This is a genomic window from Pseudomonas sp. KCJK8993, from assembly GCF_046230915.1.
GTDB classification, from domain to species: Bacteria; Pseudomonadota; Gammaproteobacteria; order Pseudomonadales; family Pseudomonadaceae; genus Aquipseudomonas; species Aquipseudomonas piscis.
The window spans coordinates 1-25551 of the sequence record NZ_JBJJLO010000055.1 but is presented as its reverse complement, the minus strand read 5'-3'; the positions used below and the strand labels follow the sequence as shown (position 1 = coordinate 25551).

Here is a 25551-nt window from a genome sequence, read left to right as displayed (position 1 = left end):
GTCAGTGTCCTGCGGCCTTGATCACGATGGCGGTGATGTTGTCCGGCGCGCCCCGGGTCAGGCCCAGGTGGATCAGGCTGCGCACCACGTCGTTGGGCTCGTTGTGACTGAGCACGTCGCGCAGTTCGAAGTCCTCGGCGGTCTTGTTCAGGCCATCGCTGCACAGCAGGAAGGTGTCGCCAGCCTGCACTTGCAGGTCGACCTGGGACAGCTCCAGCTGGGCCTCGACGCCAATGGCCCGGGTGACGATGTTGGCCCGCGGGTGGACCCGCGCCTCGGCCTCGCTGAGCAGGCCGCTGTCCTGCAGGTCCTGGACGTAGCTGTGATCCCGGGAGATGCCCTCCAGTTGCTCGTCGCGCAGCCGGTACAGGCGGCTATCGCCCGCCCACAGGCACACCGCCTGGTCGCCGCGTACCGCCAGCAGGACCACCGTGCTGCCCATCATGGTCACGCCACGGTTGGCGGTTTCCTCGCGCACCGCGGCATTCACCGCCGCCAGGGCATTGCGCAACGCCGCGACGTAGTGCTCCAGGCTGTCGCCGCCCGGCACCGCGCGCAGGCTGTCGACGATCAGGCTGCTGACGTAATCGCCGGCGGCGTGCCCGCCCATGCCGTCGGCCACCAGCCACAGGCCGGTCTCCGGGGCTTCGAGCCAGGCGTCTTCATTGATTTTCCGCACCATGCCGACATGGCTGTAGCTGGCGGACTGGTAGGACAGTTGTGGCGCTGAACGCATTTAGACGGCACCCTCTTGCCCGAGCAGAAATTGCCCAAAATCACTGGCTGGCGGCAGCCCCTGGCAACGCAGCAGCATCGGGCTGATGTACTGCGAACCACGTCCCCACCAGACACTCGACCCGTCCAGGGCCAGGGCGGCGAGCACCGCGCTCCGGGCCTGTGGGTCATTGACGTAGAAGCGTTGCAGGCCGGCGTAATGGCTGCCTTCGGCCCGTGGCGCCGCGAGCGGCGCGCCCAGGGTCTGCAAGCCCGTCTCCAGCGCCTCGAAGCTGGCGCCCTCGTCGAGGGTCGCCAGGAGCAACTGCTCCACTTGTTCGAACCACAGGTCCGGGCCGCCGACCACGCCAGCCAGGTCTTCGCCGGGCTCCAGCAGCGCGGCGACCGTCAGGGGGAAATAGCGCCCGACCCGGTCGATGCTCGGCATCACCACCCCGACCGCCGCCTGGGGCCCGCACAGGCCCGGGGCCAGGGCGAAACGCCACAACGGGCTGACCAGGTAGGCGTTGAGCCAGTGCTCGCCCATGGCGTTCTGGCTGGCCAGCAACCCCGCCGCCAGCCAGCTATCCCAGGGGCCGATGAAGCTCTGCGGCAGGCCACGGCTGACGAAGTCGCCACGGCTGGCCAGCTTGCCGTACAGGCCGGGGGCCGTCATAGCCGCTCCGGCAGGCTGAAGCCGCTGAGCACTCGGCTCTTGAACGGGTTGAAGGCGCTGCTGGCACGCAGCTCATAGGAAATGCTCGCGCCATCGACCCGCAACCGCAGGTTGAAGCGGTCCGGCGAGTTGGTGGCGGAGAGTTCCGATTGCTCCAGCAGGCGGAACCAGGCCCAAGGGCCGTCCAGGGTGATCCCCGAACGCCCGCTGGCCGACGGCGGCATGATCGACAGGCGCACCACGCCGATGCTCCCCGGGTTCGGCCACTGCATGGCCACCGGCCGGCTCGGGCCGTGGTCGTAGCTCAGTTGCTGGCCATCCAGATCGAGCAGGAACTGGCTGATATTGGCGTCCATCTCCACCGGCTTGAGCTCGAAGCGCACGGCCGGCTGGGTGCCGCCGCTGGAGCGGAAGAACGCATCGCGGATGTTCGAAGCGCGCTGGAAGGTCTGTAGCACCCCGGGGGAAATCCCCAGCTTCTGCGCCGCACCCGGCTGCCAGCTCCAGGTCGCGGTGGAGGTGTTGACGTAGGGTTGCAGGTACTTGCGGAAGTAGCTGTCCATCACCCCGCCCGTACCGAAGAACTGGCCGAAGTCCTCCAGGGTCGCATCCCGCGAACTGCCCGGCGACATCGGATAGCGCCCGCTCAGGGACTGGCGGTAGACATTCACCACCTCGCTGACCCAGGCCGCGTTCAACTGGTTGCGCACCCCGCCCATCATGGTGTTGGTGGTGGAACCGACCACCGACTTGACCAAGCCCTGGACCACTGGCGGCTGGCGCGCGGCGGTCAGGCTGACCCGGGCCGCGGCGGCGCTGGCCTGGTTCTTGGCTTCGCCCAACAGCGCATCGCCGCTGGCGCCGACCATGGCGCTGACCTGCACGTACAGGGCGTTCATGTCCGCCAGCAGGCCATCGATGGCCGCCGGCTCGCCTTCATTCTTGCTCACCAGGCCGATCAGGTCGGCGAAGTGCGCGCTCACCGGGTCTTCGCTGGCCACCGCCGCAGGGCTGGTTGCCTGCTCCTGGCCCAAGAGCGACCCCAGGCGCTGCTTGAGCTGGTCGACCCCGCCCTCGACCTTCTGGCCCTGGGCCGCCAGCAGGCGTTCTTCCTGTTGCAGGTCGGTTTCCCTGGATACCGCCACCAGCAGTTTTTTCAACGGCGAGGTGGGACCGGAGATGATCCGCAGCACGTCCGCGGCCTGGGCCACGCTGGTGATCGGCACGAAGTCGATGTCGGCCAGCAGCGCGTCCCATTGGCGCAGGTAATCCTGGAAGTACAGGCGGCGCACGTCGGCGGCCAGGCTGGCGACGTTCTGCTGCTCGGCCTGGTCGCGGCCCAGCACCCACTGCTCCTCGGCCAGGGTGCCGGCCTGGTTGACGCTGGCCAGCAGGAAGCCCTCGCGATAACCCTTGGCGGTGAACAGCCCGCTCAGGGGTTCGCTCAAGGGCTTGCCACTCTTGCGCGTGAACACCAGCGCCGCATCGCGGCCACCGGCTTCGCTCAGGCGAAAGTCCGGCACGCCGGCCGGCAGCTTGGCGCGCTTGACCCGGTCGTAGACCCGCTGGGCCACCGGCAACTGCTGCAGCTGGCGACGCAGGTCGTCGATCAGGCGCTGATCCAGGCGGGCATTGGGCGGATGCTTCTCGAACAACGCCTGCAAGTGCCCGGTCAGGGCCTGGCGCTGGTCGGGCGGCAGCTCGCGGGACAGGGTCTGGTCCCAGTCCAGGGTGATCCAGGCCTTGATGAAGTCGGCATCGTAATGCTCGTTGTCAGCCAGCATCAGGTAGGCCTTGAGCCCCTCGTAGAGGAAGTCCGAGTTGCCGCCGCTGTGCAGTTGTTCTTCGATGCGGGTCATCAACCGTGGGGCGAACACCGCCACCAGCAGCTTGCGATAGACGCTGGCGGACTCGGCCTCGAGCATATCGCCCTGGTACAGGCCAAGACCCTCGGCCCAGCCCGGGGCATCGCCGGCCAGGTTGCGGGTCGCGTTGAGCAGCGGCAGCACCGCCAGCACATCGCGCTGGGCCGGGCTGAGGTTCTGCACGCCCTGGCGCACCGGCGCCACGCGCTGGTCGACCTGGGCGATATAGCTCTGGTTGGCCCGGTAGCTGACGATCCACAGGGTGCCCACCACCAGCACCAGGGCCACGGTGGCGGCCAGGGCGCCACGGGCGATCCATTTGCGCCGACGCTCGACCTTGGGGTTGACCCCCACCAGCCCGCGCTCGGCGAAAGCCACGGCACTGAACAATTTCTCGATGAAGTAGCTGCGGCCGGTGCCGGTCTGGCGCGCCAGGTGCTGGCGGTCCAGGTTCATGCTCTGGGCCATGGCGCCGATCAGGCGATCGATGGGGCTGCCTTCCTGGGTGCCACTGGTGAAGTACACCCCGCGCAGCAGCACCCGCTCCTCGAAGGCATTGGGCTTGAACACGCCTTCGAGGAAGCCCTGCAAGGACTCCTTGAGCGCCGCGAACTGCTGCGGGAAGCCGTAGATCAGGTCGCGCCGCGCCGGGTCGCGCTCCTGTTGCAAGCGCTCCACCAGGCGTTCGTTGAGGCGCTGCTCCAGGGCCGCCAGCTCTGCCGGCAGGTGCGCCAGGGGGCTGTCGCTGCCCTTGCCGTCATCCAGGGCGAAGGTCATGCCCCAGACCTGGGCTCGCTCTTCCTTGCTCAGGGAGTCGAAGAACTCCATGAAGCCCGGCACCAGGTCCAACTTGGTCAGCATCAGGTAGATCGGGAAGCGCACGCCCAGCTGGGTGTACAGCTCCTGGATGCGCAGGCGGATCGCCGCCGCATGGGCCGCCCGCTCAGCTTCACTGCCCAGCAGCAGGTCGGACAGGCTGATGGCCACGAAGGCGCCATCGATGGGGCGGCGCGAGCGCTGGGTCTTGAGCAGGTCGAGGAAGCCCAGCCAGGCCGCCTTGTCGACGTTGGCGTGGCTGTCCTGGGTGGTGTAGCGGCCGGCGGTGTCCAGCAGCACGGCCTGGTCGGTGAACCACCAGTCGCAATTGCGCGTCCCGCCGACACCACGCACGGCGCCGGCACCCAGCTGCGCCGCCAGGGGGAAATGCAGGCCGGAGTTGACCAGCGCGGTGGTCTTGCCCGAGCCGGGCGGACCGATGATCACGTACCACGGCAGTTCGTAGAGGTTGCGCCTCTCGTCACCGCCGAGCTTGGCCTTCTTCAGCAGCGCCAGGGCTTCGTCCATGCGCTGGCGCAGGGCCGCCAGTTCCTCGGCGGTGGCCAGGCTGTCCGGGTCCGGTGGCGTGTCGGCCGCCAGGCTCTGCAAGACCTTGGCTGCATGCCGGCGGGCCTGGATGATGCGAAACACCCGGTAGGCGATCCATACCGCGAAGATGAAGATGATCAGCGCCCAGCGCCGGCTTTCCGGCACCAGGAACTCCAGCAGCGGGCCGATGAACCAGATGATCAGGCTCAGGGCGATCAGGCCCAGCAGCGGGATCACCCAGCGAATCACAAAACTGAAAAACGCCTTCACTCGACCCCCTCCGCCAATACGCTGATTTCTACCCGACGATTACGCGCCCGCCCTTCGGCAGTGGCATTGGTGGCCAGCGGTTCGGTATCGCTGCGGCCTTCGGCGCTGAAGCGCGCCGGTTGCCCGGTCTTCGCCACGAGGATCTCCTGCACCGATTCGGCGCGGGCCTGGGACAGTTTCCAGTTGGAAGGGAAGCGCAGGGTGGCGATTGGCCGATTGTCGCTATGGCCGGTGATCCGTACCTGGCCCTTGACCTTGCGCACGGCATCGGCGATGCGCAGCATCAACGGCTGGTACTCGTCGCGGATGCTGGCGCTGGCGGAAGCGAACAGCTCGTCGCCACGGATGGTCACCACCGAACGGTCGGCGGTGTCTTCCACCGCCACGCGCCCGACACGGATATCGTCGGCCAGGAACCCGGAAAGGCGCGGACGCTCCACCACCTTGGGCTGGATCACCGGCCGGTCCAGGGTTTGCACCGGGATCTCGCCCAGGGCATGGATGTTCTTGAACACCGGCTCGGCATCCGCCGCCAGCTTCAGGCGCAGGCCGAACAGCAGGGCCAGCAGCAACGCCACACCGATGGCGATGCCGACCCAGGGCGGCATGAACTGGGCCAGGCGGTCCCGGGCCACGGTCACTCCACGCCAGTGGGGCGAGAGCTCGCGCTCATGTTCGCCACGGGCGCTGCGGATGGTCGCCGCAGTACGCTCGCGCAGGGCCTCGAGCTGGCTGCGACCGTCGATCATCACCCGGTAGCGGCCTTCGAACCCCAGGCACATGCACAGGTACAAGAGCTCCAGCAGGTACAAACGCTCGCGCGGGCTCTGCAGGCAGTGCTCCAGCAACTGGAACACCTTCTCGCCGCCCCAGGCCTCGTTGTGCACGGTAATCAACAAGCTCTGCTTGCCCCAGTCGCTGGTGCTGCCCCAGGGCGTGCTCAACACCGCCTCGTCCAGGGCGGTACACAGCGCATAGCGGGCCAGCAACACATCGTTGCGCGGCACGCCGGCGGCCTCGGCGCGCTCCTCGAACTGGCGCAGGTAGGCCAGCAGTTGCGCCCGCAAGCTGGCCGGCGCCGGATGCGCCAGGGTGCTGCGCAAGCGAGTGAGCAACGCCAGCAGCGGGCCAGCTGCGCTCTCCAGGGGGTTCAGGCCCTGGGCCTGGCCGGAGGCCAGCGGCGCCGCCGGCATCGCCAGCGAGGGCGCCGGAGCGGCTGCCGGGCGTCCGGGCTCGGGCGCGCGACCACCGGGGCGCGGCATGAATTGGGTACGGTCGTTGGCCGGGGACGGCTGCCCTGCCGAATCGTCGAACGGATGCATCGCGACTTATCCTCGAATGGCCCAGAAGGCCAGGTTCAACCCCGGGAATTCCCCCGCGACGTGGAAGGCGAAGCCACCGGAATGGGCCAGCTGCTTCCAGTGCTCGCTGCCGCGATCGAGCTCGTAGTAGGTGGAGCCCGCGTGATACGGCAACTGGCGTGGCGCCACCGGCAGCGGCAGCAGGCCGATGCCCGGCAATTGCAGGTTGACCAGGTCGCGGATGTGCTCCACCGAGCCGACCTTGCTCTGCTGGGCGAAACGCCCGCGCAGGGTCTCGCCAGGCACGTCGGCGCGCACCACCAGGATGAAGCTGGCGTTGTCCAGCAAGGTCCGGTCGGCCAGCATCGCCACGTGCACGCCGTAGGCCTTCTCGACGATCGGGATCGGCGTGGCCTTGCTGTCGATCAGCATCGACAGCGCCTCGCGCAGCGCCTGCATCACTGGGGCGTAGCTCAGTGCCAGTTCGTCATGCTGGTACTGCGGGAACTCCGCCGGACGCCGACTGCTGTTGGAAAAGGTCGAGAACTCGCCGGCCAGGCCCACCAGCTCGCTGTAGAAGCGCTCCGGATGCAGCGGGCTGATCTGGTTCAGGTGGTTGATCAGCGGCTGCGCGCGGTTGACCAATTGCAGCAGCATGAAATCGGCGATTTCCGAAGCGCCGCCGGCCCCCGAGGCCACCACGCGCCCGGCCAGGGCTTCGCCGCGCTGGTGCAGTAGGCCCAGCAGTTCGCTGCGAAAGGCGCTCAACGGTTTGGAAGCCGCCACATCCAGCAACGGCGGGATGTAGCTGTCGTCCAGCACCAGGGCGCGGTCGGCACGCTTTTCCTTGACCCGCACCACACCGACGGCGGCGTAGTCGCTCAAGCCATCCTGGGCCGTGAGCAGGCGCAGAGCACGTGCGCCGACGGCCACCGGGGCGCGGTTTTCGAAGGGCGCGTTGTCGTCACGTACCTCGCGGACCTGGCTCAGGTAGCGCGCCCCGCCCAGCTCCTCGCCTTCGTCCACGGTGTCCCGGGCGCCCGCGCGCTTGAGCGGCAGGGCCAGGTACACCAGGCCATCGCGCAGGTTGTCGTCGATGCTCAGCGGGCTCGGCGCCAGGTCATCATGGGGAATGTTGAACGGCGTGCCGTCGGGCAACAGGCCACGGGCGCTGATGATCGCCAGCTTGCCCTGGGCCAGCAGGCCCTGGTCGATGCGCAGCTCGGAAAAGCCCCAGGCGCCGATCGCCAGCGGGCGGCTGCGGGCGTCGATGAGGTTCTCCAGGTAACGGTCGTGCTGCTGGAAGTGCTGGGTTCCAATGAACATGCCTTCCGACCAGACCACTCGATTGTTCCAGGACATGGTTGCTCCGATTGCCTATTGGGCGGGGCTGGATGGGGACGCCGCGAGTTCGGCGCTGACCGCGCGCAGGTCGAGGCTGATCTGATATGCGTTGTTCAGGTGGGGCGCGGCGTTGACGCTGACCCGCCACAGGGCCCGGTCGATCTCGCGAAAACCCACCACCAGGCCGACCTGGCGAGTGGCCGGGTCCAGGGTGCGCTTGAGCGTGAACTGGTCGCCGGGCTGGACCAGCACTTCGTCCTGGTCGATCAAGTCGGGGCCAAGGGTGGCCGGGGCCCGCTCGGCCAGGGCGAAGTAGTCGGCCCGCATGAAGGCCGCCGGGTTCTTGAGCTCGAAGATCCGCACCCGCACCGGCGTGCTGCTGCCGTCAGGACTGGGATTGAGCCCGGGCGTGGCCTGGAAATGCAATTCCACCGTGGTGGCCCCGGGTCCGTCCTTGGCCGGCTCGGCCGCTGGTGGCGGGGTGTCCTTGGCACAAGCCGCCAGTACCAGCATGGCGACCACTGTCAGTAATCGTTGAATCATCCTGCGTCCTCAATGACGTGTCAGCTGTCCGTGTATCCGTGTTTGGGGGTTCCAGGCGCGCTCAGGAACGGCGCAGCCGATGGGTGTGTTCTTCATAGGCGCGACTGAACTCGCGACCGAAGAGGTCCTGGAAATCATCCTGGGCCTCCCGGGAAATCTGCTGGTACAGCGCGGTGAACTGCTGCCAGTTCTGCGCCTGGCGCGAACCGCCGAAGAGGTTGCCCAGGCCACCGGGCTTGCTCATGCGGGCTTCAAGCTCGCTGGGCTCGAAACGCCCGAGCAGATGCTTGATCGCCGCTTCCACACCGGCCATGACCGCCAGTTGGTGGGCGCGCAAATCGTCGAAGCTGTCCTGCACCGCCTGGTCCGGAGACATGAACGCCTGGCTGCTGTGACGGAGCAACAAGAGCATCGCCTCGTCGACGTTGGGCGCGAACTTCAGCGGGTTGTTCTCCACCGGGCGGATCATCGTCTGCTGCATGCGAAATTCGCCCTTGAGGCTGCTGCGGGCACGCAACACGTCGATCAGCCCCTCGACCATCAGCCGATAGCTGCGCCCCAGGCTTTCCATCTGCGCCGCGGCCTGTTGCGGGTCGATGCGCAAGTGCTCCAGGCCAGCGCCACGCAGGAAGGCTTGCAGCAGGTCGGCTTGTGGCGCCGGTTCGCTGGCCGGCGGAGCGACCGGGGCGACAACAGGTGCAACAGGTGCAACAGGTGCAACAGGTGCGACTGGCGCAACGGCCAAGGGTTGCGGCTGCGGCTCCTCGAATGGCGTGGCGAGCTCACCGATCTCGGGAAACGGCGTCGCGGCTGGCGGCGGCACTGGCGAGGCGAACTCGGGCAGCGGTGCGGGCGCCGGCCGGGACGGCGTCTCGGCGAACAGGTCCCAATCCTCCGGGATCATCCCTATTCCCTGGGCTGCTGGCGCGGCCGGTGGCACCTGGGGCAGCGGCTGGGGGATAGCGGTAGGCGTCGGCGGCCGGAAGTCGTGCTGCTCGGCAGGAACATGGTCGGGCTGGGTCGCTGGCGGCGTAGCGGCCGGGGTCAGGAAGTCGAACAGATCGGGGAAAGTGTCCTGGGCCGAAGCGCCCTGGAAGTGCGCCACCGGCGCCATGGAGATCGGCTCGATCGGCGTGGGCGCCGACGACTGGCGGCCCATCAGCGCCTCGAAGCTGTTGGCGTTGTCCCCGGCGAAAGCCTCGACCTGGGCCCGGCTCATGTTGAAGTCGATTCGTGCACTGATCTCGTAATCGCCGATCCGAATGATCTCGCCATCTTCCAGCAGCTCGCTGGCGCCTCGGCGCATGCGGATACCGGCGCGGACTAACTCCACACCATTAGTACTGTTATCGGTCAAGTAATAGCGGCCATCCTTGTATTGGATGACGCAATGTCGCGCGGAGACTAAGCGCTCTGGATCAGGAAGTACCCAATCGTTATCAGAACTACGGCCAATTGCCATCACTCCCTGGTTCATTAGTTTCTCAGGGCATTGACCGGGGGTAATCTTATGATAACTAGTGATAGTCAAACACAGCGACATCGCGCCTCCTTGCTGTACATCCGCGTGCGAACCGGCGTTGGGTAAAAAGTTCCGTAAAAAGATGAAAAGCCCGCAAAAATCCCTTAAATCGCACAGTTCACAGCACGTTCGCTCAACCTAACCTACACAGATGACAAAAGCCTTTCTTACGGCCTCGATTTGACCCGTCGGTCAAGGGGCCAAGTAAGGCGACATATCACTGTCATGCAAGGTGAATAGCTTACCTTGACAAGGCACAAGTACTACACCAAAAATGCACAACTTCTTGAACACGGATGATGGCTCACTAGTATCAGAGAGTCTATATAAACCAAGAAATGTGCGCGAGTTCACAATTAACTAGTGCATTAACTGCCTGACTGTCCTGCAGGCTGATAGGGAGATCGAACCAGGTGGATGTACCGATGTTGCTCGCTGCGATTTCAGCAACTTCGCCTTGTGGCGAAGACCTGGAATACGACGCGGATTTCTTGCATCTGGAGCGGTCCGCCCAGGGCCAGCCCGAGCGCAGCATGGGCGACTCGATTCTCCCGGCCGAACCGCCGGAGTGGCGCGGCATCCAGCAGCAGAGCCTGGACTTGCTGTCTCGCAGCAAGGACCTGCGTATCACCCATTTCCTGCTCCAGAGCACCCTGGCCCTCGAAGGCCTGCCGGGCCTGGCCACCAGCCTCGAGCTGATCGACGGCCTGTTGCGCGACTACTGGGAGCAACTGCATCCACGCCTGGACGCCGACGACGACAACGATCCCACCGTCCGTATCAACGCCCTCGCCGGCCTGGCTTCCGATACCACCATCGGCCTGCTGCGCGACGCCATCCTCACCCGCTCCCGGACCTTCGGCCCGGTCAGCGTGCGGGCCGCCCTGAACGCGGCCGGCCTGCAGCATTTTTCCGGCGAGAGCCTGGGTTCCGATCATCTGGCCGGCGCGCTGCAAGACAGCGATCCCGAGCACCTGGATGCCATTCGCCACGCCTTGAGCAGCGCTCGCTCGGCGGTCGAGTCCATCGAGAAGCAGGTCAGCGAACAAGTCGGCTCCGCCAGTGGCGTCGACCTCAGCGCCCTCAAGCAACCGCTGCGCCTGGCGCTGCAGGTGCTGGGCCAGCACGCTCCGCAGGCGCCCGACAGCCCCGCCGAAGCCGAGGCCGAGCCTGCGCCCGGCCAAGAGCCCAGCGCGCCCATGGCACCGGCCCAGCCCCGGGTTTCGGGGGAGATCAACAGCCGCGACGACGTGCTGCGCAGCCTCGACCGATTGCTGGCCTACTACAGCCGCCACGAGCCCTCGAGCCCGCTACCGGTGTTGCTCAACCGGGCCAAGAACCTGGTCAATGCCGACTTCGCGGCCATCGTGCGCAACCTGATCCCCGACGGCATGTCCCAATTTGAAAACCTGCGCGGCCCCGAATCCGACTAATCCCGGACGGGCCGAACAGTAACGTCAACGGCAATCACCGACCGACGCCAACACCGTCGCAGCAGCGACCAGGAGCACAACGTGGCGAAGCAAAGTTCTCAGAAATTCATCGCGCGCAACCGCGCGCCCCGGGTACAGATCGAATACGACGTCGAGCTCTACGGCGCCGAGAAAAAGGTCCAGCTGCCCTTCGTCATGGGCGTCATGGCCGATCTGGCGGGCAAGCCGGCCGAGCCCCTGGCCCCGGTGGCCGACCGCAAGTTCCTGGAAATCGACGTCGACAACTTCGACTCGCGCCTCAAGGCGATGAAGCCACGGGTGGCGTTCCACGTGCCCAACGAGCTGACCGGCGAAGGCAACCTGAGCCTGGACATCACCTTCGAAAGCATGGACGACTTCAGCCCTGCGGCAGTGGCGCGCAAGGTCGACTCGCTGAACCAGCTGCTCGAAGCCCGTACCCAGCTGGCCAACCTGCTGACCTACATGGACGGCAAGACCGGCGCCGAAGAAATCATCATGAAAGCCATCAAGGATCCGGCGTTGCTCCAGGCCCTGGCGAGTGCGCCAAAGCCTGTGGACTCCGAGCCGAACGCTTAATCAGGACCAACGATCATGACCGAATTGATGCGTGACAATCAGGCGCAACCCGGCGCCACCGAACAGGCCAGCGAATTCGCCTCGCTGCTGCTGCAAGAGTTCAAGCCCAAGACCGAACGCGCTCGCGAAGCCGTGGAGACCGCGGTCCGTACCCTGGCCGAACAGGCCCTGGCGCAGACCGACCTGGTGTCCAACGACGCGATCAAGTCGATCGAGTCGATCATCGCGGCCATCGACGCCAAGCTCACCGCCCAGGTCAACCAGGTGATCCATCACCCGGAATTCCAGCAGCTGGAAAGCGCCTGGCGCGGCCTGCACTACCTGGTCAACAACACCGAGACCGACGAGCAACTGAAGATCCGCGTGCTCAACATCTCCAAGCCGGAGCTGCACAAGACCCTGAAGAAATTCAAGGGCACGGCCTGGGACCAGAGCCCGATGTTCAAGAAGATGTACGAAGAGGAATACGGCCAGTTCGGCGGCGAGCCTTACGGCTGCCTGGTGGGCGACTATTACTTCGACCAGTCGCCACCGGATGTCGAGCTCCTGGGCGAGCTGTCCAAGGTCTGCGCGGCCATGCACGCGCCATTCATCTCCGCGGCTTCGCCGACCGTGATGGGCATGGGCTCGTGGCAGGAACTGTCCAACCCACGGGACCTGACCAAGATCTTCACCACCCCGGAATACGCCGGCTGGCGCTCCCTGCGTGAATCGGAAGACTCGCGCTACATCGGCCTGACCATGCCGCGCTTCCTGGCACGCCTGCCTTACGGCGCCAAGACCGATCCGGTGGAAGCCTTCGCCTTCGAAGAGAACACCGACGGCGCCGACAGCTCCAAGTACACCTGGGCCAACGCGGCCTACGCCATGGCGGTGAACATCAACCGTTCGTTCAAGCACTTCGGCTGGTGCTCGCGGATCCGCGGCGTGGAGTCCGGCGGCGAGGTGGAGAACCTGCCGGCGCACACCTTCCCCACCGACGACGGTGGCGTGGACATGAAGTGCCCGACCGAGATCGCCATCTCCGACCGGCGCGAGGCGGAGCTGGCCAAGAACGGCTTCATGCCGCTGCTGCACAAGAAGAACACCGACTTCGCGGCCTTCATCGGCGCCCAGTCGCTGCAGAAACCGGCCGAGTACGACGATCCGGACGCCACCGCCAACGCCAACCTGGCCGCGCGCCTGCCGTACCTGTTCGCCACCTGCCGCTTCGCCCACTACCTCAAGTGCATCGTGCGCGACAAGATCGGCTCCTTCAAAGAGAAGGACGAGATGCAGCGCTGGTTGCAGGACTGGATCCTCAACTACGTCGATGGCGACCCGGCGCACTCCACCGAGACCACCAAGGCCCAGCACCCGCTGGCCGCGGCGGAAGTGGTGGTCGAGGAAGTCGAAGGCAACCCGGGCTACTACAACTCCAAGTTCTTCCTGCGTCCGCACTACCAGCTCGAAGGACTGACCGTTTCGCTGCGCCTGGTTTCCAAGCTGCCATCGGCAAAAGGCGCCTGACACCCCAACTAGCGGCCGCTGACCGAATGCCGGCGGCCGCCAAGCCGAACAAACATCGTGGCAAGGGCCACACAGGGAGAAAACATGGCTGTTGATATTTTCATCAAGATCGGTGACATCAAGGGCGAGTCCATGGACAAGATCCATAAGGACGAGATCGATGTGCTGAACTGGAGCTGGGGCATGTCCCAGTCCGGCAACATGCACGTTGGCGGTGGCGGCGGCGCGGGCAAGGTCAACATCCAGGACCTGTCGTTGACCAAGTACGTCGACAAGGCTTCGCCGAACCTGATGATGCACTGCTCCAGCGGCAAGCACATCGACAAGGTGCGCCTGACCGTGCGCAAGGCCGGCGGTGAAAGCCAGGTCGAGTACATGATCATCGACCTGGAAGAAGTGCTGATCACTTCCCTGAGCACCGGTGGTTCGGGCAGCGACGATCGCCTGACCGAGAACATCACCCTGAACTTCGCCCAGGTGGCGGTCGAGTACCAGCCGCAGAAAGCCGACGGCACCAAGGACGGCGGCCCGATCAAATACGGCTGGAACATCCGCTCGAACACCAAGCGCTGATCCACTGCGGCCGCGTCGCAGGCATCCCGAGGCCCGGGCAACGTCCCGGGTCTCGTCGCCTGCGGCAGCGGCTACAGGTTGGCGCGTTTTGAGGCTGCATCCATTTTTCTGACGTCCTGCCTGCGCAATCCGATCCTGGAGCGAACCCCGTGGTAACCGACATCGCCGCTCGCGATCGCTTGCAACCTTCCCTGCTGGATCGTCTGACCGACGACGAACCCGGCAACCTGAAAGAAAGCCCGGACAAGCGCGTCCTGTCCCTGAGCCAGCTCAAGGCCTCGGTCCTGCGCGATCTCGCCTGGCTGCTCAACACCACCTCATTGCTCGAAGCCGACGCCACCCTGCACACCCCCGCCGGCACCTCGGTGGTCAACTACGGCCTGCCGGCCCTGGCCGGGTACAGCGCGTCGAGCATCGATATCCCGGCCCTGGAGAACCTGATCCACCAGGCCATCGCCACCTTCGAACCGCGGATCCTGCGCAACACCTTGCGGGTCCGCGCGCGCACCGCGCCCGGCGAGATGAACCACAACGCCCTGAGTTTCGAGATCGAAGGCGACCTGTGGGCGCAACCGATGCCCCTGCGCCTGTTGCTGCAAACCGACATGGACCTGGAATCCGGGCATGTCCGGGTGGTCCAGGGCGATTCCCGGAGGCGCCCATGAACCCGCGCCTGCTGGACCTGTACAACCAGGAATTGCACCACGTGCGCGAGAGCGCCGCGGAGTTCGCCAAGGAATACCCGAAGATCGCCAGCCGCCTGACCCTGTCGGGCATGGACTGCGCCGACCCCTATGTCGAGCGCCTGCTGGAAGGCTTCGCCTACCTGGCGGCCCGGGTGCAACTCAAGCTCGATGCCGAATACCCGACCTTCACCCATAACCTGCTGGAGATCGCCTACCCGCACTACCTGGCGCCGACCCCGTCGATGACCGTGGTGCAATTGCAGACCGATCCCGACGAAGGCAGCCTGGGCAGCGGCTTCACCCTGGAGCGTGGCATCAGCCTGCGCGCGGCCCTGGGTCGCGACACCCAGACCTGCTGTGAATACCGCACCGCCCACCCGGTGACCCTGTGGCCGCTGCAAGTGAGCCAGGCCGAATACTTCGGCAACCCCTCGGCGGTACTCGGGCGCCTGGCCGCCAGCGAACCCAAGGCCAAGGCCGGGCTGCGCCTGACCCTGCGCACCGGCGCCGAGCTGCCATTTTGCAGCCTGGCCCTGGACGAGCTGCCGCTGTACCTGAACGGCAACGACGAGCTGCCGTTCCGTCTCTACGAACAACTGCTGGGCAACGCCTGCGCGATCTTCGCCCGGGCCCCGGGTGGCGACTGGGTCGAACGCCTGCCCCAGGACGCCCTGCGCTCGCGGGGTTTCGACGACCGCGACGCGGCGCTGCCAGTGGTGCCCCAGGCGTTCCAGGGCTATCGCCTGTTGCAGGAATACTTCGCCCTGCCCAACCGCTTCCTGTTCGTCGAGTTCGCCCAGCTGGGCCGCGCGGTGCAGCGTTGCACCGGCCAGGAGCTGGAGCTGATCGTGCTGTTCGAGCGCTTCGAGCAGAGCCTGGAAGGCAGCGTCGGCAGCAACCAGTTCGTGCCCTTCTGCACCCCGGCGATCAACCTGTTTCCCAAGCGCCTGGACCGCATCCACTTGTCCGACCGGGTCAACGAGCACCATGTGATCGCCGACCGTACCCGGCCGATGGACTATGAAGTGCATTCGTTGAGCACCCTCAGCGGCCACGGCACCGGGCCGGAGCAGCCGTTCCTGCCGTTCTATGCGGTGCGCGATCCGTCGCGCTATGGCCGTGACCAGGCCTACTACATCCTGCGGCGCGAACCCCGGGTGCTGTCCAGCGACCAGCGCCGCAACGGCCCGCGCTCGACCTACATCGGCAGCGAATCCTTCGTCAGCCTGGTGGACAGCCAGCAGGCGCCCTATCGCCATGACCTGCGCCAGCTCGGGGTCAGCGCCCTGTGCACCAACCGCGACCTGCCGCTGTTCATGAACGTGGGCAGCGGCAAGACCGACTTCACCCTGGCCGACAGCGCCCCGGTGCAGGCCATCCGCTGCCTGGCCGGACCGAGCCGGCCACGTCCCAGCCACGCCCATGACGGCAAAGCCTGGCGCCTGATCAGCCAGCTGTCGCTGAACTACCTGTCGCTCGCCGAACAGGGCCAGGGCGCGGCGGCCCTGCGCGAGCTGCTGCGCTTGTATGGCGACAGCAACGACGCGGCCCTGCAACTGCAGATCGAAGGCCTGCGCGAGGTCAGCAGCAAGGCGGTGACGCGGCGCCTGCCGATGCCTGGGCCGATCGTCTTCGGACGGGGCCTGGAGATCACCCTGGAATTCGATGAAAACGCGTTTCGCGGCACCGGGGTGTTCCTGCTCGGGGCCGTGTTCGAGCGCTTCCTGGCACGCTACGTGTCGATCAACAGTTTTACCGAGACGGTGATCCGTACCACCGAACGCGGCGAGATCATGCGATGGAAAGCCAAGCCCGGACGTCGTCCGACTCTTTGAATACGCTGGCGGCGATGCACGCCGAGCCCTGGGAGTACGACTTCTTCCAGGCCCTGCGGCGTATCGAATGCCTGTCGCCGCAACTGCCGCGCTTCGGTCACTCCCTGCGCCTGGCGGACGATCCGCTGCGCCTGGGCCAACAGGCCGATTGCACCTTCGCCCCGGCGACCCTGGCCTCGGTCACCCCCGGCAACGACGGCGCCAGCACCCGCCTGGAGCAGTTCTTCTTCGGCCTGGGCGGTCCCAATGGGCCGATGCCGCTGCACTTTACCGAATACGTGCGCGAGCGCCAGCGCAACAACGCCGACAGCACCAGCAAGCGCTTCCTGGACGTATTCCACCATCGCCTGCTGAGCCTGTTCTATCGCGCCTGGGCCGAAGCGCGGCCGACGGTCAGCCACGATCGCCCGGACGACGACTACTGGTCGGCGCGCCTGGCGGCCCTGAGCGGCCGGGGCATGCGAAGCCTGCTCAAGCAGGGGCTGATCGCCGACACCGCCAAGCTGCACTACAGCGGCCATCTCTCGGCCCAGACCCGCTACCCCGACGGCCTGCGGGCGATCATCGGCGAGTATTTCGGCCTGCCGGTGGCCATCGAGGAATACGTCGGCCAGTGGCTGGAGTTGCCCGAGCGTAGCCGGCTCGGAGTCCAGGCCCACCAGCTGGGCGTGGACTTCTGCCTGGGCAGCCACGTCTGGGACCGCCAGCACAAATTCCGCATCCGCCTCGGCCCGCTGAAGCTGGACGACTACCTGGGGATGCTCCCTGACGGCCAGCAGTTCAAGGAGCTGGTGGCTTGGGTCGCCGAATACCTGGGCCACGAACTGGACTGGGACCTGAACCTGGTCCTGCGCAAGGACGAGGTCCCCCAACTGCAACTCAATGGCCGCCAGCGCCTGGGTTTCAACACCTGGCTCGGGCGTCCCGGCAGCGATGCCGAAGACCTCATTCTGGCCCGGCACTACGCCGATCAGGCCACTACCTCACAAACACCAAGGAGCACAGAGCATGGGTGAAATCAGTCGCGCGGCGCTGTTCGGCAAACTCAACAGCGTTGCCTACAAAGCCATCGAAGCCGCCACGGTCTTCTGCAAGTTGCGGGGCAACCCCTATGTGGAGCTGGCCCACTGGTTCCACCAGTTGCTGCAGCTGCAGGACTCGGACCTGCACCGCATCATCCGCCAGTTCAACCTGGAGCCGGCGCGCCTGGCCAAGGACCTGACCGAGGCCCTGGACCGCCTGCCCCGGGGCTCGACCTCGATCACCGACCTGTCGTCCCACGTCGAGGAAGCGGTGGAGCGCGGCTGGGTCTACGGCAGCCTGATGTTCGGCGAGAGCCAGGTACGCACCGGCTACCTGGTGATCGGCATCCTCAAGACCCCAAGCCTGCGCCATGCGCTGCTGGGGCTATCGAAGGAGTTCGACAAGATCAAGGTCGAGAGCCTGGCCGAGCGCTTCGACGAATACATCGGCGACTCGCCGGAAAACGCCCTGGCGGCCAGCGATGGCTTCAATGCCGGCGCGGTGCCCGGCGAAGCCAGCGGCGCCATGGCCCCCAGCGCCCTGGGCAAGCAGGAAGCGCTCAAGCGCTTCACCGTGGACCTGACCGAACAGGCCCGCAGCGGCAAGCTCGACCCCATCGTCGGCCGTGACGAAGAGATCCGCCAGCTGGTGGACATCCTCATGCGCCGCCGGCAGAACAACCCGATCCTCACCGGCGAGGCCGGGGTGGGCAAGACCGCCGTGGTCGAAGGTTTCGCCCTGCGCATCGTCGCCGGCGACGTGCCACCGGCGCTCAAGGACGTCGAACTGCGCAGCCTCGACGTCGGCCTGCTGCAGGCCGGCGCCAGCATGAAGGGCGAATTCGAACAGCGCCTGCGCCAGGTCATCGAGGACGTCCAGGCCTCGCCCAAGCCGATCATCCTGTTCATCGACGAAGCCCATACCCTGGTCGGCGCCGGGGGCGCCGCCGGCACCGGCGACGCGGCCAACCTGCTCAAGCCGGCCCTGGCCCGCGGCACCCTGCGCACCGTGGCCGCCACCACCTGGGCCGAGTACAAGAAGCACATCGAGAAAGACCCGGCCCTGACCCGGCGCTTCCAGGTGGTACAAGTGGCCGAGCCCTCGGAAGACAAGGCGCTGCTGATGATGCGCGGCGTGGCCTCGACCATGGAACAGCACCACCAGGTACAGATCCTCGACGAAGCCCTGGAGGCGGCGGTCAAGCTGTCCCATCGCTACATCCCGGCGCGCCAGTTGCCGGACAAGTCGGTGAGCCTGCTGGACACCGCCTGCGCCCGAGTCGCCATCAGCCTGCATGCGGTGCCGGCCGAGGTGGACGACAGCCGTCGGCGCATCGAAGCGCTGGAAACCGAACTGCAGATCATCGCCCGGGAACAGGCGATCGGCGTCGCCATCGGCCAGCGCCAGGTCAACAGCGAGAACCTGCTGGCCGCCGAGCGTGAGCGCCTGGCCGAGCTGGAAAGCCGCTGGAGCGAAGAAAAGACCCTGGTGGACGAGTTGCTGGCCACCCGCGCCCAACTGCGCGAGAACGTCGGCCTGGTGGACAGCGACGCGGGCGATGAAGGCCACGGCCTGCGCGAGAAACTGGTGGACCTGCAACAACGCCTCAGCGCCCTGCAGGGCGAGAACCCGCTGATCCTGCCGACCGTGGACTACCAGGCGGTGGCCTCGGTGGTGGCCGACTGGACCGGGATCCCGGTGGGTCGCATGGCCCGCAATGAAATCGAGACCGTGCTCAACCTCGACCAGCACCTGAAGAAGCGCATCATCGGCCAGGACCACGCCCTGCAGATGATCGCCAAGCGCATCCAGACCTCCCGCGCGGGCCTGGACAACCCCAACAAGCCGATCGGCGTGTTCATGCTCGCCGGCACCTCCGGGGTGGGCAAGACCGAGACCGCCCTGGCCCTGGCCGAAGCCATGTACGGCGGCGAGCAGAACGTCATCACCATCAACATGAGCGAGTTCCAGGAAGCCCACACCGTGTCCACCCTCAAGGGTGCCCCGCCCGGCTACGTCGGCTACGGCGAAGGCGGCGTGCTGACCGAAGCGGTGCGGCGCAAGCCCTACAGCGTGGTGCTGCTCGATGAAGTGGAAAAAGCCCACCCGGACGTGCACGAGATCTTCTTCCAGGTGTTCGACAAGGGCGTCATGGAAGACGGCGAAGGCCGCATGATCGACTTCAAGAACACCCTGATCCTGCTCACCACCAACGCCGGCACCGAGCTGATCGCCGATGTCTGCAAGAACCCGCAGGACGTGCCGGAGCCGGAAGAGATCGCCAAGGCCCTGCGCCAGCCGCTGCTGGAGATCTTCCCGCCGGCACTGCTGGGCCGCCTGGTGACCATCCCCTACTACCCGCTGAGCGACGAGATGCTCAAGGCCATCACCCGCCTGCAGCTGGGGCGGATCAAGAAACGCGTGGAGAGCACCCACAAGGTGGGCTTCGACTTCGACGACGCGGTGGTCGACCTGATCGTCTCGCGCTGCACCGAGACCGAAAGCGGTGGCCGCATGATCGACGCCATCCTGACCAACAGCCTGCTGCCGGACATGAGCCGCGAGTTCCTCACGCGCATGCTCGAAGGCAAGGCCCTGGCCGGAGTGCGCATCAGCCAGCGGGACAACGAACTGCACTACGACTTCAGCGAGCCAAACTAAGAGTCAGCGGCAAGCGGCAAGCTCCAGGCTTGTAGCTAGCAACTTGCAGCTTGCCGCTGCTTTCCCCCTTCAACGAGACTGACGATGCTATTTCAGCAATCCACACGACTGGCGCAGGTCAACTGCCCCCTGGGCCCGGATGTCCTGCTGCTCAAGAGCATGGGCGGCGGCGAGGAGCTGGGGCGCCTGTTCGACTACCAGCTGCAACTGACTTCCAGCGACGCGGCCATCGACCTCAACCAGCTGCTGGGCAAGCCCATGGGCTTGAGCGTGCAGCTGGACGGCGGCGGCCAGCGGCATTTCCACGGCATCGTGGCGCGTTGCAGCCAGAACATCGACACCGGCCAGTTCGCCAGCTACCAGGTGACGCTGCGGCCCTGGCTGTGGTTGCTCAGCCGCACCTCCGACTGCCGGATTTTCCAGAACCTGAGCATTCCGCAGATCATCAAGCAGGTGTTCCGCGACCTGGGTTTCTCGGATTTCGAAGACGCCCTGAGCCGTCCCTACCGCGAGTGGGAATACTGCGTGCAGTACCGGGAGACCAGCTTCGACTTCGTCAGCCGGTTGATGGAGCAGGAAGGCATCTACTACTTCTTCCGCCACGAGAAGGACCGCCATGTGCTGGTGCTCGCCGACGCCTACGGCGCCCACGGCAGCGTGCCCGGCTACGCCTCGGTGCCCTACTACCCCCGCGACGAACAGCAACGCGAGCGCGACCATATCTTCGACTGGCACCTGGCCCAGGAAGTCCAGCCCGGCTCCCTGGAGCTCAACGACTACGACTTCCAGCGCCCCAGCGCGCGGATCGACGTGCGCTCGGCCATGCCGCGCCCGCACACCGGCGGCGACTATCCGCTGTACGACTATCCCGGCACCTACGTACAGAGCAGCGACGGCGAGCACTATGCGCAGACCCGCATCGAGGCCCTGCAAAGCCTGCACGAGCGCATCGAGCTCAGCGGCAACGCCCGTGGCCTGGGAGTGGGCAACCTGTTCAGCCTCACCGGCTTCAGCCGCCAGGACCAGAACCGCGAGTACCTGATCGTCGGCATCCGCTACTACCTGGTCCAGGAAAGCCTGGAGAGCGGCGGCGGCGGTGGTGGCGCGCAGTTCGAAAGCCACCTGACCTGCATCGACTCCCAGCAGAGCTTCCGGCCCCTGGCCAGCACCCACAAGCCGCTGGTCCAGGGCCCGCAGACCGCGCGGGTGGTGGGTCCTGCCGGCGAGGAGATCTGGACCGACCAGTACGGCCGGGTCAAGGTGCACTTCCACTGGGATCGCCATGACCAGTCCAACGAAAACAGCTCCTGCTGGATCCGCGTGTCCCAGGCCTGGGCCGGCAAGAACTGGGGCTCGATGCAGATCCCGCGGATCGGCCAGGAGGTCATCGTCAGCTTCCTCGAGGGTGACCCCGACCGCCCGATCATTACCGGTCGGGTGTACAACGCCGAGCAGACCGTGCCCTACGACCTGCCGGCCAATGCGACCCAGAGCGGCATGAAGAGCCGCTCGAGCAAGGGCGGCTCGCCGGCCAACTTCAACGAAATCCGCATGGAGGACAAGAAGGGCGCCGAGCAGCTGTACATCCATGCCGAGCGCAACCAGGACATCGTGGTCGAGGTCAACGAGAGCCACTCGGTGGGCAACAACCGCAACAAGAGCATCGGCCACGACGAGTTCGTGACCATCGGCAACAAGCGGGTGCGCATCGTCCGGCACGTGGATGAACTGACGGTGGGCGAGAAGAAACTCGACAGCATCGGCCAGAGCTACGTGATCGAGGTCGGCGAGCGCCTGCGCCTGGTCTGCGGCGCCAGCATCCTGGAGCTCAACGCCAGCGGCCAGATCAACCTGTGCGGGGTCAACATCAGCGTCCACGCCTCCAGCGACGCGCAGATCAATACCGGCGGCGTATTGCACCTGAACAATGGCGGCGGCCCGGGCACCACCACTGAAGGCCAGGGCGTACAAGGCGCCATTACTGCCAAGGTCAGCGCGGTCTTCCCCACCCCCAAGGGTTAATCAAAGGACACATGGGTCATGACCTATCGCCTCAACGAACTGCAGTTCCAGCCGCCAGCCGGCGAACTGCAGGACGCCTCGATCAACATCCTCAAGTTCCCGGACCTGGGCACTTCGCTGATCGTCAGCCGCAGCCTGCTGGGCGACGGCGAAACCCTGGAGAGCAGCCTGGCCAGCCAACTGCAACGCCTGGAGCAGCAGGTGCAGGAGCTGCGCGCGCAGGCACCGCAGCCAGTGCTGGTGGGGCCGGCCAAGGAGATCCAGGCCATGGAGCTGCGCAGCCAGTTCAACAAGGGCAAGGAACGCGTATTCCAGTACCAGCTGGCGCTGGTGCTACCCGGCACCCGACAGATGCTCGCCATGAGCTACGTCAAGGCCCAGAAGCTCGGCGACGCCGAAGCCGCGCATTGGCAGCAGATCAAGAACACCCTGGTCCTGGGCTGAGGCTCGCACATGTCTGATGCACTCTGGGCCGCCCGCCTGGGCGACGGGCTGGAACACACCTCGATGATGGCCGACATCCTCGGCGGTGTACTGGAGGTCGCGGCCAACGTTGCCATCGGCGCCCTGGCGACCATGGCAGTCGCTGCGGCAGCCGGCATCACCGTGGCCACCGGCGGCCTCGGTGCCTGCGTGCTAGGGCTGGTGGTGGGCGTGGTGGTGGGCGTGGTCATGAGCAAGACCGGCGCCGACAAGGGCTTGAGCAGTTTATGCGAGGACATAGGCAACGCACTGTTCCCGCCCTCGATCCAGGCCACCATCGCCAGCGGCTCGAAAAAGGTCCTCACCAACAACAAGCCGGCGGCCCGCGCGGCCGGTATCGCCCCGCCGTCGCAGATCAACGGCGACGGTGCCGAAGAAGGCGAAGCCACCGACACGCCTTCGGCCACCCCGGAGGAAGGCCCGGGCTTTCTCGACATGGCCACGGAATTCTTCTCGCAGATGTGGCGGCCCACCGTGGCCTCCCCTGCCCCTGGCTCCGAACCCAGGGACCAGGACCTGATCACCTGTACCAAGCACCCGCCCATGCCACCGCAGTACCTGGCCGAGGGTTCGGAGAAGGTCAGCATCGACGGCCAGCCGGCAGTGCGCAGCGGCGATCGCAGCACCTGCGACGCCAAGGTGGTATCGGCCGGCCCCATTTCCCCCAACGTCACCATCGGCGGCGGCTCGGTGGTGGTACGCGAGATCCGCAGTGGCAAGACCCCGGGGGTGGGCCTGGCGGTGACCGTGCTGATGATGCTCAAGGGCGGCAAGGGCAAGTTCCTCAGCAACCTGCCGTGCATGCTGATGTCGGGGGTCAATTCCTTTGTGGTCAGCCAGGCAACGGGAGCGCTGACCCAAGCCATCGCCGGCTCGCCGAACCCGGTGCACGCAGCGACCGGGGCCAAGGTTCTGGGGGATGACGAGGACCTGGACTTCGCCTTGCCCGGTGTGCTGCCCATCGACTGGCAGCGTGTCTACAACAGCCTCGATGAACGCCGGGACGGGTTGTTCGGCGCAGGCTGGAGCGTGAATTACGAGATCTGCGTGCAGCTCCACGCTCACCCCGAAGGCGGTGAACGCCTGATCTACACCGATGAACAGGGACGACGGATCGATATGGGGTCGATCCCCCTCGGTGGCGCGGTATTCAGCGATGGTGAAGGACTCAGCGTAAGGCGCAACCACGACGGCCGGCTGCTGATCGAAAGCGAGGACGGCCTGTACCGACTGTTCGAACCCACGCCAGGCAACCCCGAGCACTTGCGCCTGAGCCAGTTGGGAGATCGCAACGACAACCGCATTCACCTGGACTATGACACCAGCGGACTCCTTAGCCGCCTGCGCGACGCCTTCGATCAGGTCCAGGTTGAACTGATCTACAGCCCGCAGTGGCCCGGTCGGGTAGCGCAGATCGAGCGCCTGTACCCCGATCAACAGCGCGAAGTGCTGGTCAGCTACACCTATGACAGCCAAGGCGACCTGGCCGAGGTGCGCGATGCCAGCCAGCAGTTGCAGCGCCACTTTGCCTACGATCATGCCCGGCGCATGGTCGAGCACTGGCTACCCACCGGGCTGCGCTGCTTCTATGAGTGGGCCTGGATCGATGAGCGCGAATGGCGGGTGGTGCGCCACTACACTGACGAAGGCGACGAATACCGCTACGACTACGACCTGCAGGCAGGCGTCACCCGCATCACCGACAGCTTGCAACGCCAGAGCCTGCGGCGCTGGAACAGCCAGCGGCAGATCACCGAATACACCGATAACCTGGGACAGACCTGGCAGTTCCAATGGAACGACGAGCGCCAGTTGCTCGCAGCGATCGACCCCATGGGCGGCCAATATCAATTCGAGTATGACGATGCCGGCAATCTCTGCCGCAGCATCGACCCCCTGGGCCGCAGCGAGTCGACCCTGTGGCTGGAACACTGGTCCCTGCCACTGGCGGAAATCGACGCTGCCGGCAATACCTGGACCTACCAGTACGACGCCCGGGGCAACTGCACTCGCGAAACCGATCCTCTGGGCCACAGCACCCTCTACCGCTATGACTCACGGGGCCTGGTGCGGGAAGTAATCGACGCCAGCGGCAAAAGCAAGACGCTGGAATGGAACGACCAGGGACAGCTGCTGCAACAGATCGACTGCTCGGGTTACCCCACCCGTTTCAGCTATGACCGCCAAGGCTATCTGCAGGTCATTACCAACGCCCTGGGCGAGCGCCAGACCTTCCACTACAACGCCCAGGGGCGCTTGTTGCAAAGCCGGCTGCCGGATGGCCGCAGCGAACACTACCAGCGCGACGCCAGTGGCCTGCTGACCGGCTATATCGACCCGGCGGGCCACAGCACAGGGTATCAATACGATCGCCGGGGACAGGTACGCTTGCGCACCGATCCCCACGGCCGGCAGGTGCAGTTCGGCTATGACGCCTTTGGCCGCCTGCAGGTACTGACCAATGAAAACGGAGAAAGCTACCGCTTCACCTGGGACGCTGGTGATCGCCTGGTGCAACAGCAGGACCTCGACGGCAGCGCCCGATGCTATGCCTACGACCGCCTGGACCAGGTCACCCGGCTGGAGTTCGTGCCCGCGCCCCAGGCCCCGGGAGCGCCGGCCGTAGAGCCCATCGTCCATCACTTGCAGCGCGATGCCGTGGGTCGCTTGATCGGCAAGACCACCGACGACGGGCATACCCAATACCACTACGATCCGCTGGATCAACTGACGGCGGTGCAATTCACCGATATCGCCGGCCAGCAGCAAAATCTGGCTTTCGCCTACGATGCCCTCGGCCAGTTGCTCTCGGAACAGGGCCCCGAGGCCAGCCTGCACTACCAATACGACGAGCTGGGTAATCCCACCCGTACTCGCCTGCCGGATGGCCGCTGGCTCAACCGCTTGTATTACGGCAGCGGCCATCTGCACCAGATCAACCTCGACGGCCAGCCCATCAGCGACTTCGAACGCGACCGGCTGCACCGCGAAGTGTTGCGGACCCAGGGCCAGATCAGCAGCCACAGTGAATATGACCGCGGCGGGCGCCTGCGCGCTCGCCTGCGGCGCTCGACACAAGCGCCGGGCAACCCTTCGCTGGAACTGCAGAAGCACTTCGACTTCGACCCT

Annotated in this window: 18 protein-coding genes; 11 read left to right on the top strand and 7 right to left on the bottom strand. The window is 66.0% G+C overall.

The features are described from left to right. Position 1 precedes the first annotated feature (1 nt). The 7 genes from ACK6AU_RS17955 to tagH all read right to left on the bottom strand — a co-directional run bounded on the left by ACK6AU_RS17955 (position 2) and on the right by tagH (position 9621). On the bottom strand, positions 2-736 hold the full coding sequence (locus ACK6AU_RS17955; RefSeq protein WP_022641861.1) for a PP2C family serine/threonine-protein phosphatase: 735 nt from the start codon (positions 734-736) through the stop codon (positions 2-4). Then, positions 737-1390: a type VI secretion system-associated protein TagF gene (gene tagF / locus ACK6AU_RS17950; protein ID WP_185696867.1), complete on the bottom strand. Its 654-nt coding sequence runs from the start codon at positions 1388-1390 to the stop codon at positions 737-739. Next, complete coding sequence (tssM, locus tag ACK6AU_RS17945) at positions 1387-4890, bottom strand: type VI secretion system membrane subunit TssM (protein ID WP_409300402.1); 3504 nt, start codon at positions 4888-4890, stop codon at positions 1387-1389. Before tssM ends, tagF begins: the two co-directional genes overlap by 4 nt. Then, positions 4887-6212, bottom strand: coding sequence for a DotU family type VI secretion system protein (locus tag ACK6AU_RS17940; RefSeq protein ID WP_409300400.1), 1326 nt, complete (start codon positions 6210-6212; stop codon positions 4887-4889). Before ACK6AU_RS17940 ends, tssM begins: the two co-directional genes overlap by 4 nt. Before the next feature lie 6 nt (positions 6213-6218). Continuing rightward, positions 6219-7553, bottom strand: coding sequence for a type VI secretion system baseplate subunit TssK (gene tssK, locus ACK6AU_RS17935; protein ID WP_185696865.1), 1335 nt, complete (start codon positions 7551-7553; stop codon positions 6219-6221). A gap of 15 nt (positions 7554-7568) precedes the next feature. After that, positions 7569-8078: a type VI secretion system lipoprotein TssJ gene (tssJ, locus tag ACK6AU_RS17930; RefSeq protein ID WP_185696864.1), complete on the bottom strand. Its 510-nt coding sequence runs from the start codon at positions 8076-8078 to the stop codon at positions 7569-7571. Positions 8079-8139: 61 nt separating this feature from the next. Then, positions 8140-9621, bottom strand: coding sequence for a type VI secretion system-associated FHA domain protein TagH (gene tagH / locus ACK6AU_RS17925; RefSeq protein ID WP_409300398.1), 1482 nt, complete (start codon positions 9619-9621; stop codon positions 8140-8142). Positions 9622-10013: 392 nt separating this feature from the next. Between tagH and tssA the strand changes: the two genes are divergently transcribed. The 11 genes from tssA to ACK6AU_RS17870 all read left to right on the top strand — a co-directional run. Beyond that, a complete protein-coding gene (tssA, locus tag ACK6AU_RS17920; RefSeq protein ID WP_409300396.1) occupies positions 10014-11033 on the top strand; it encodes a type VI secretion system protein TssA in 1020 nt (339 codons plus the stop codon). 81 nt (positions 11034-11114) lie between these two features. Continuing rightward, positions 11115-11630, top strand: a complete 516-nt coding sequence (tssB, locus tag ACK6AU_RS17915; protein ID WP_185696861.1) for a type VI secretion system contractile sheath small subunit — start codon at positions 11115-11117, stop codon at positions 11628-11630. A gap of 15 nt (positions 11631-11645) precedes the next feature. Further along, entirely contained in the window at positions 11646-13139 is a 1494-nt protein-coding gene (tssC, locus tag ACK6AU_RS17910) for a type VI secretion system contractile sheath large subunit (protein WP_022641869.1), read from the top strand. Positions 13140-13223: 84 nt separating this feature from the next. Then, the gene (locus ACK6AU_RS17905; protein WP_185696860.1) at positions 13224-13712 is read left to right on the top strand and encodes a type VI secretion system tube protein Hcp; all 489 of its coding nucleotides are present in this window, start codon (positions 13224-13226) and stop codon (positions 13710-13712) included. 149 nt (positions 13713-13861) lie between these two features. Further along, positions 13862-14377, top strand: a complete 516-nt coding sequence (tssE, locus tag ACK6AU_RS17900) for a type VI secretion system baseplate subunit TssE (RefSeq protein WP_185696859.1) — start codon at positions 13862-13864, stop codon at positions 14375-14377. After that, a complete protein-coding gene (gene tssF / locus ACK6AU_RS17895; RefSeq protein WP_185696858.1) occupies positions 14374-16233 on the top strand; it encodes a type VI secretion system baseplate subunit TssF in 1860 nt (619 codons plus the stop codon). The genes tssE and tssF overlap by 4 nt, the downstream gene beginning before the upstream one ends. Next, a complete protein-coding gene (gene tssG, locus ACK6AU_RS17890) occupies positions 16197-17249 on the top strand; it encodes a type VI secretion system baseplate subunit TssG (RefSeq protein ID WP_185696857.1) in 1053 nt (350 codons plus the stop codon). Before tssF ends, tssG begins: the two co-directional genes overlap by 37 nt. Beyond that, on the top strand, positions 17242-19917 hold the full coding sequence (gene tssH, locus ACK6AU_RS17885; protein ID WP_185696856.1) for a type VI secretion system ATPase TssH: 2676 nt from the start codon (positions 17242-17244) through the stop codon (positions 19915-19917). Before tssG ends, tssH begins: the two co-directional genes overlap by 8 nt. Positions 19918-20001: 84 nt before the next feature. Next, complete coding sequence (locus tag ACK6AU_RS17880) at positions 20002-21939, top strand: type VI secretion system Vgr family protein (RefSeq protein ID WP_409300391.1); 1938 nt, start codon at positions 20002-20004, stop codon at positions 21937-21939. An 18-nt stretch (positions 21940-21957) separates the two neighbouring features. After that, positions 21958-22383, top strand: a complete 426-nt coding sequence (locus tag ACK6AU_RS17875; protein ID WP_185696854.1) for a DcrB-related protein — start codon at positions 21958-21960, stop codon at positions 22381-22383. Between the two features lie 9 nt (positions 22384-22392). Beyond that, positions 22393-25551 (top strand): DUF6531 domain-containing protein (locus ACK6AU_RS17870; protein ID WP_409300389.1); only part of this gene is annotated, 3159 nt, incomplete at its 3' end.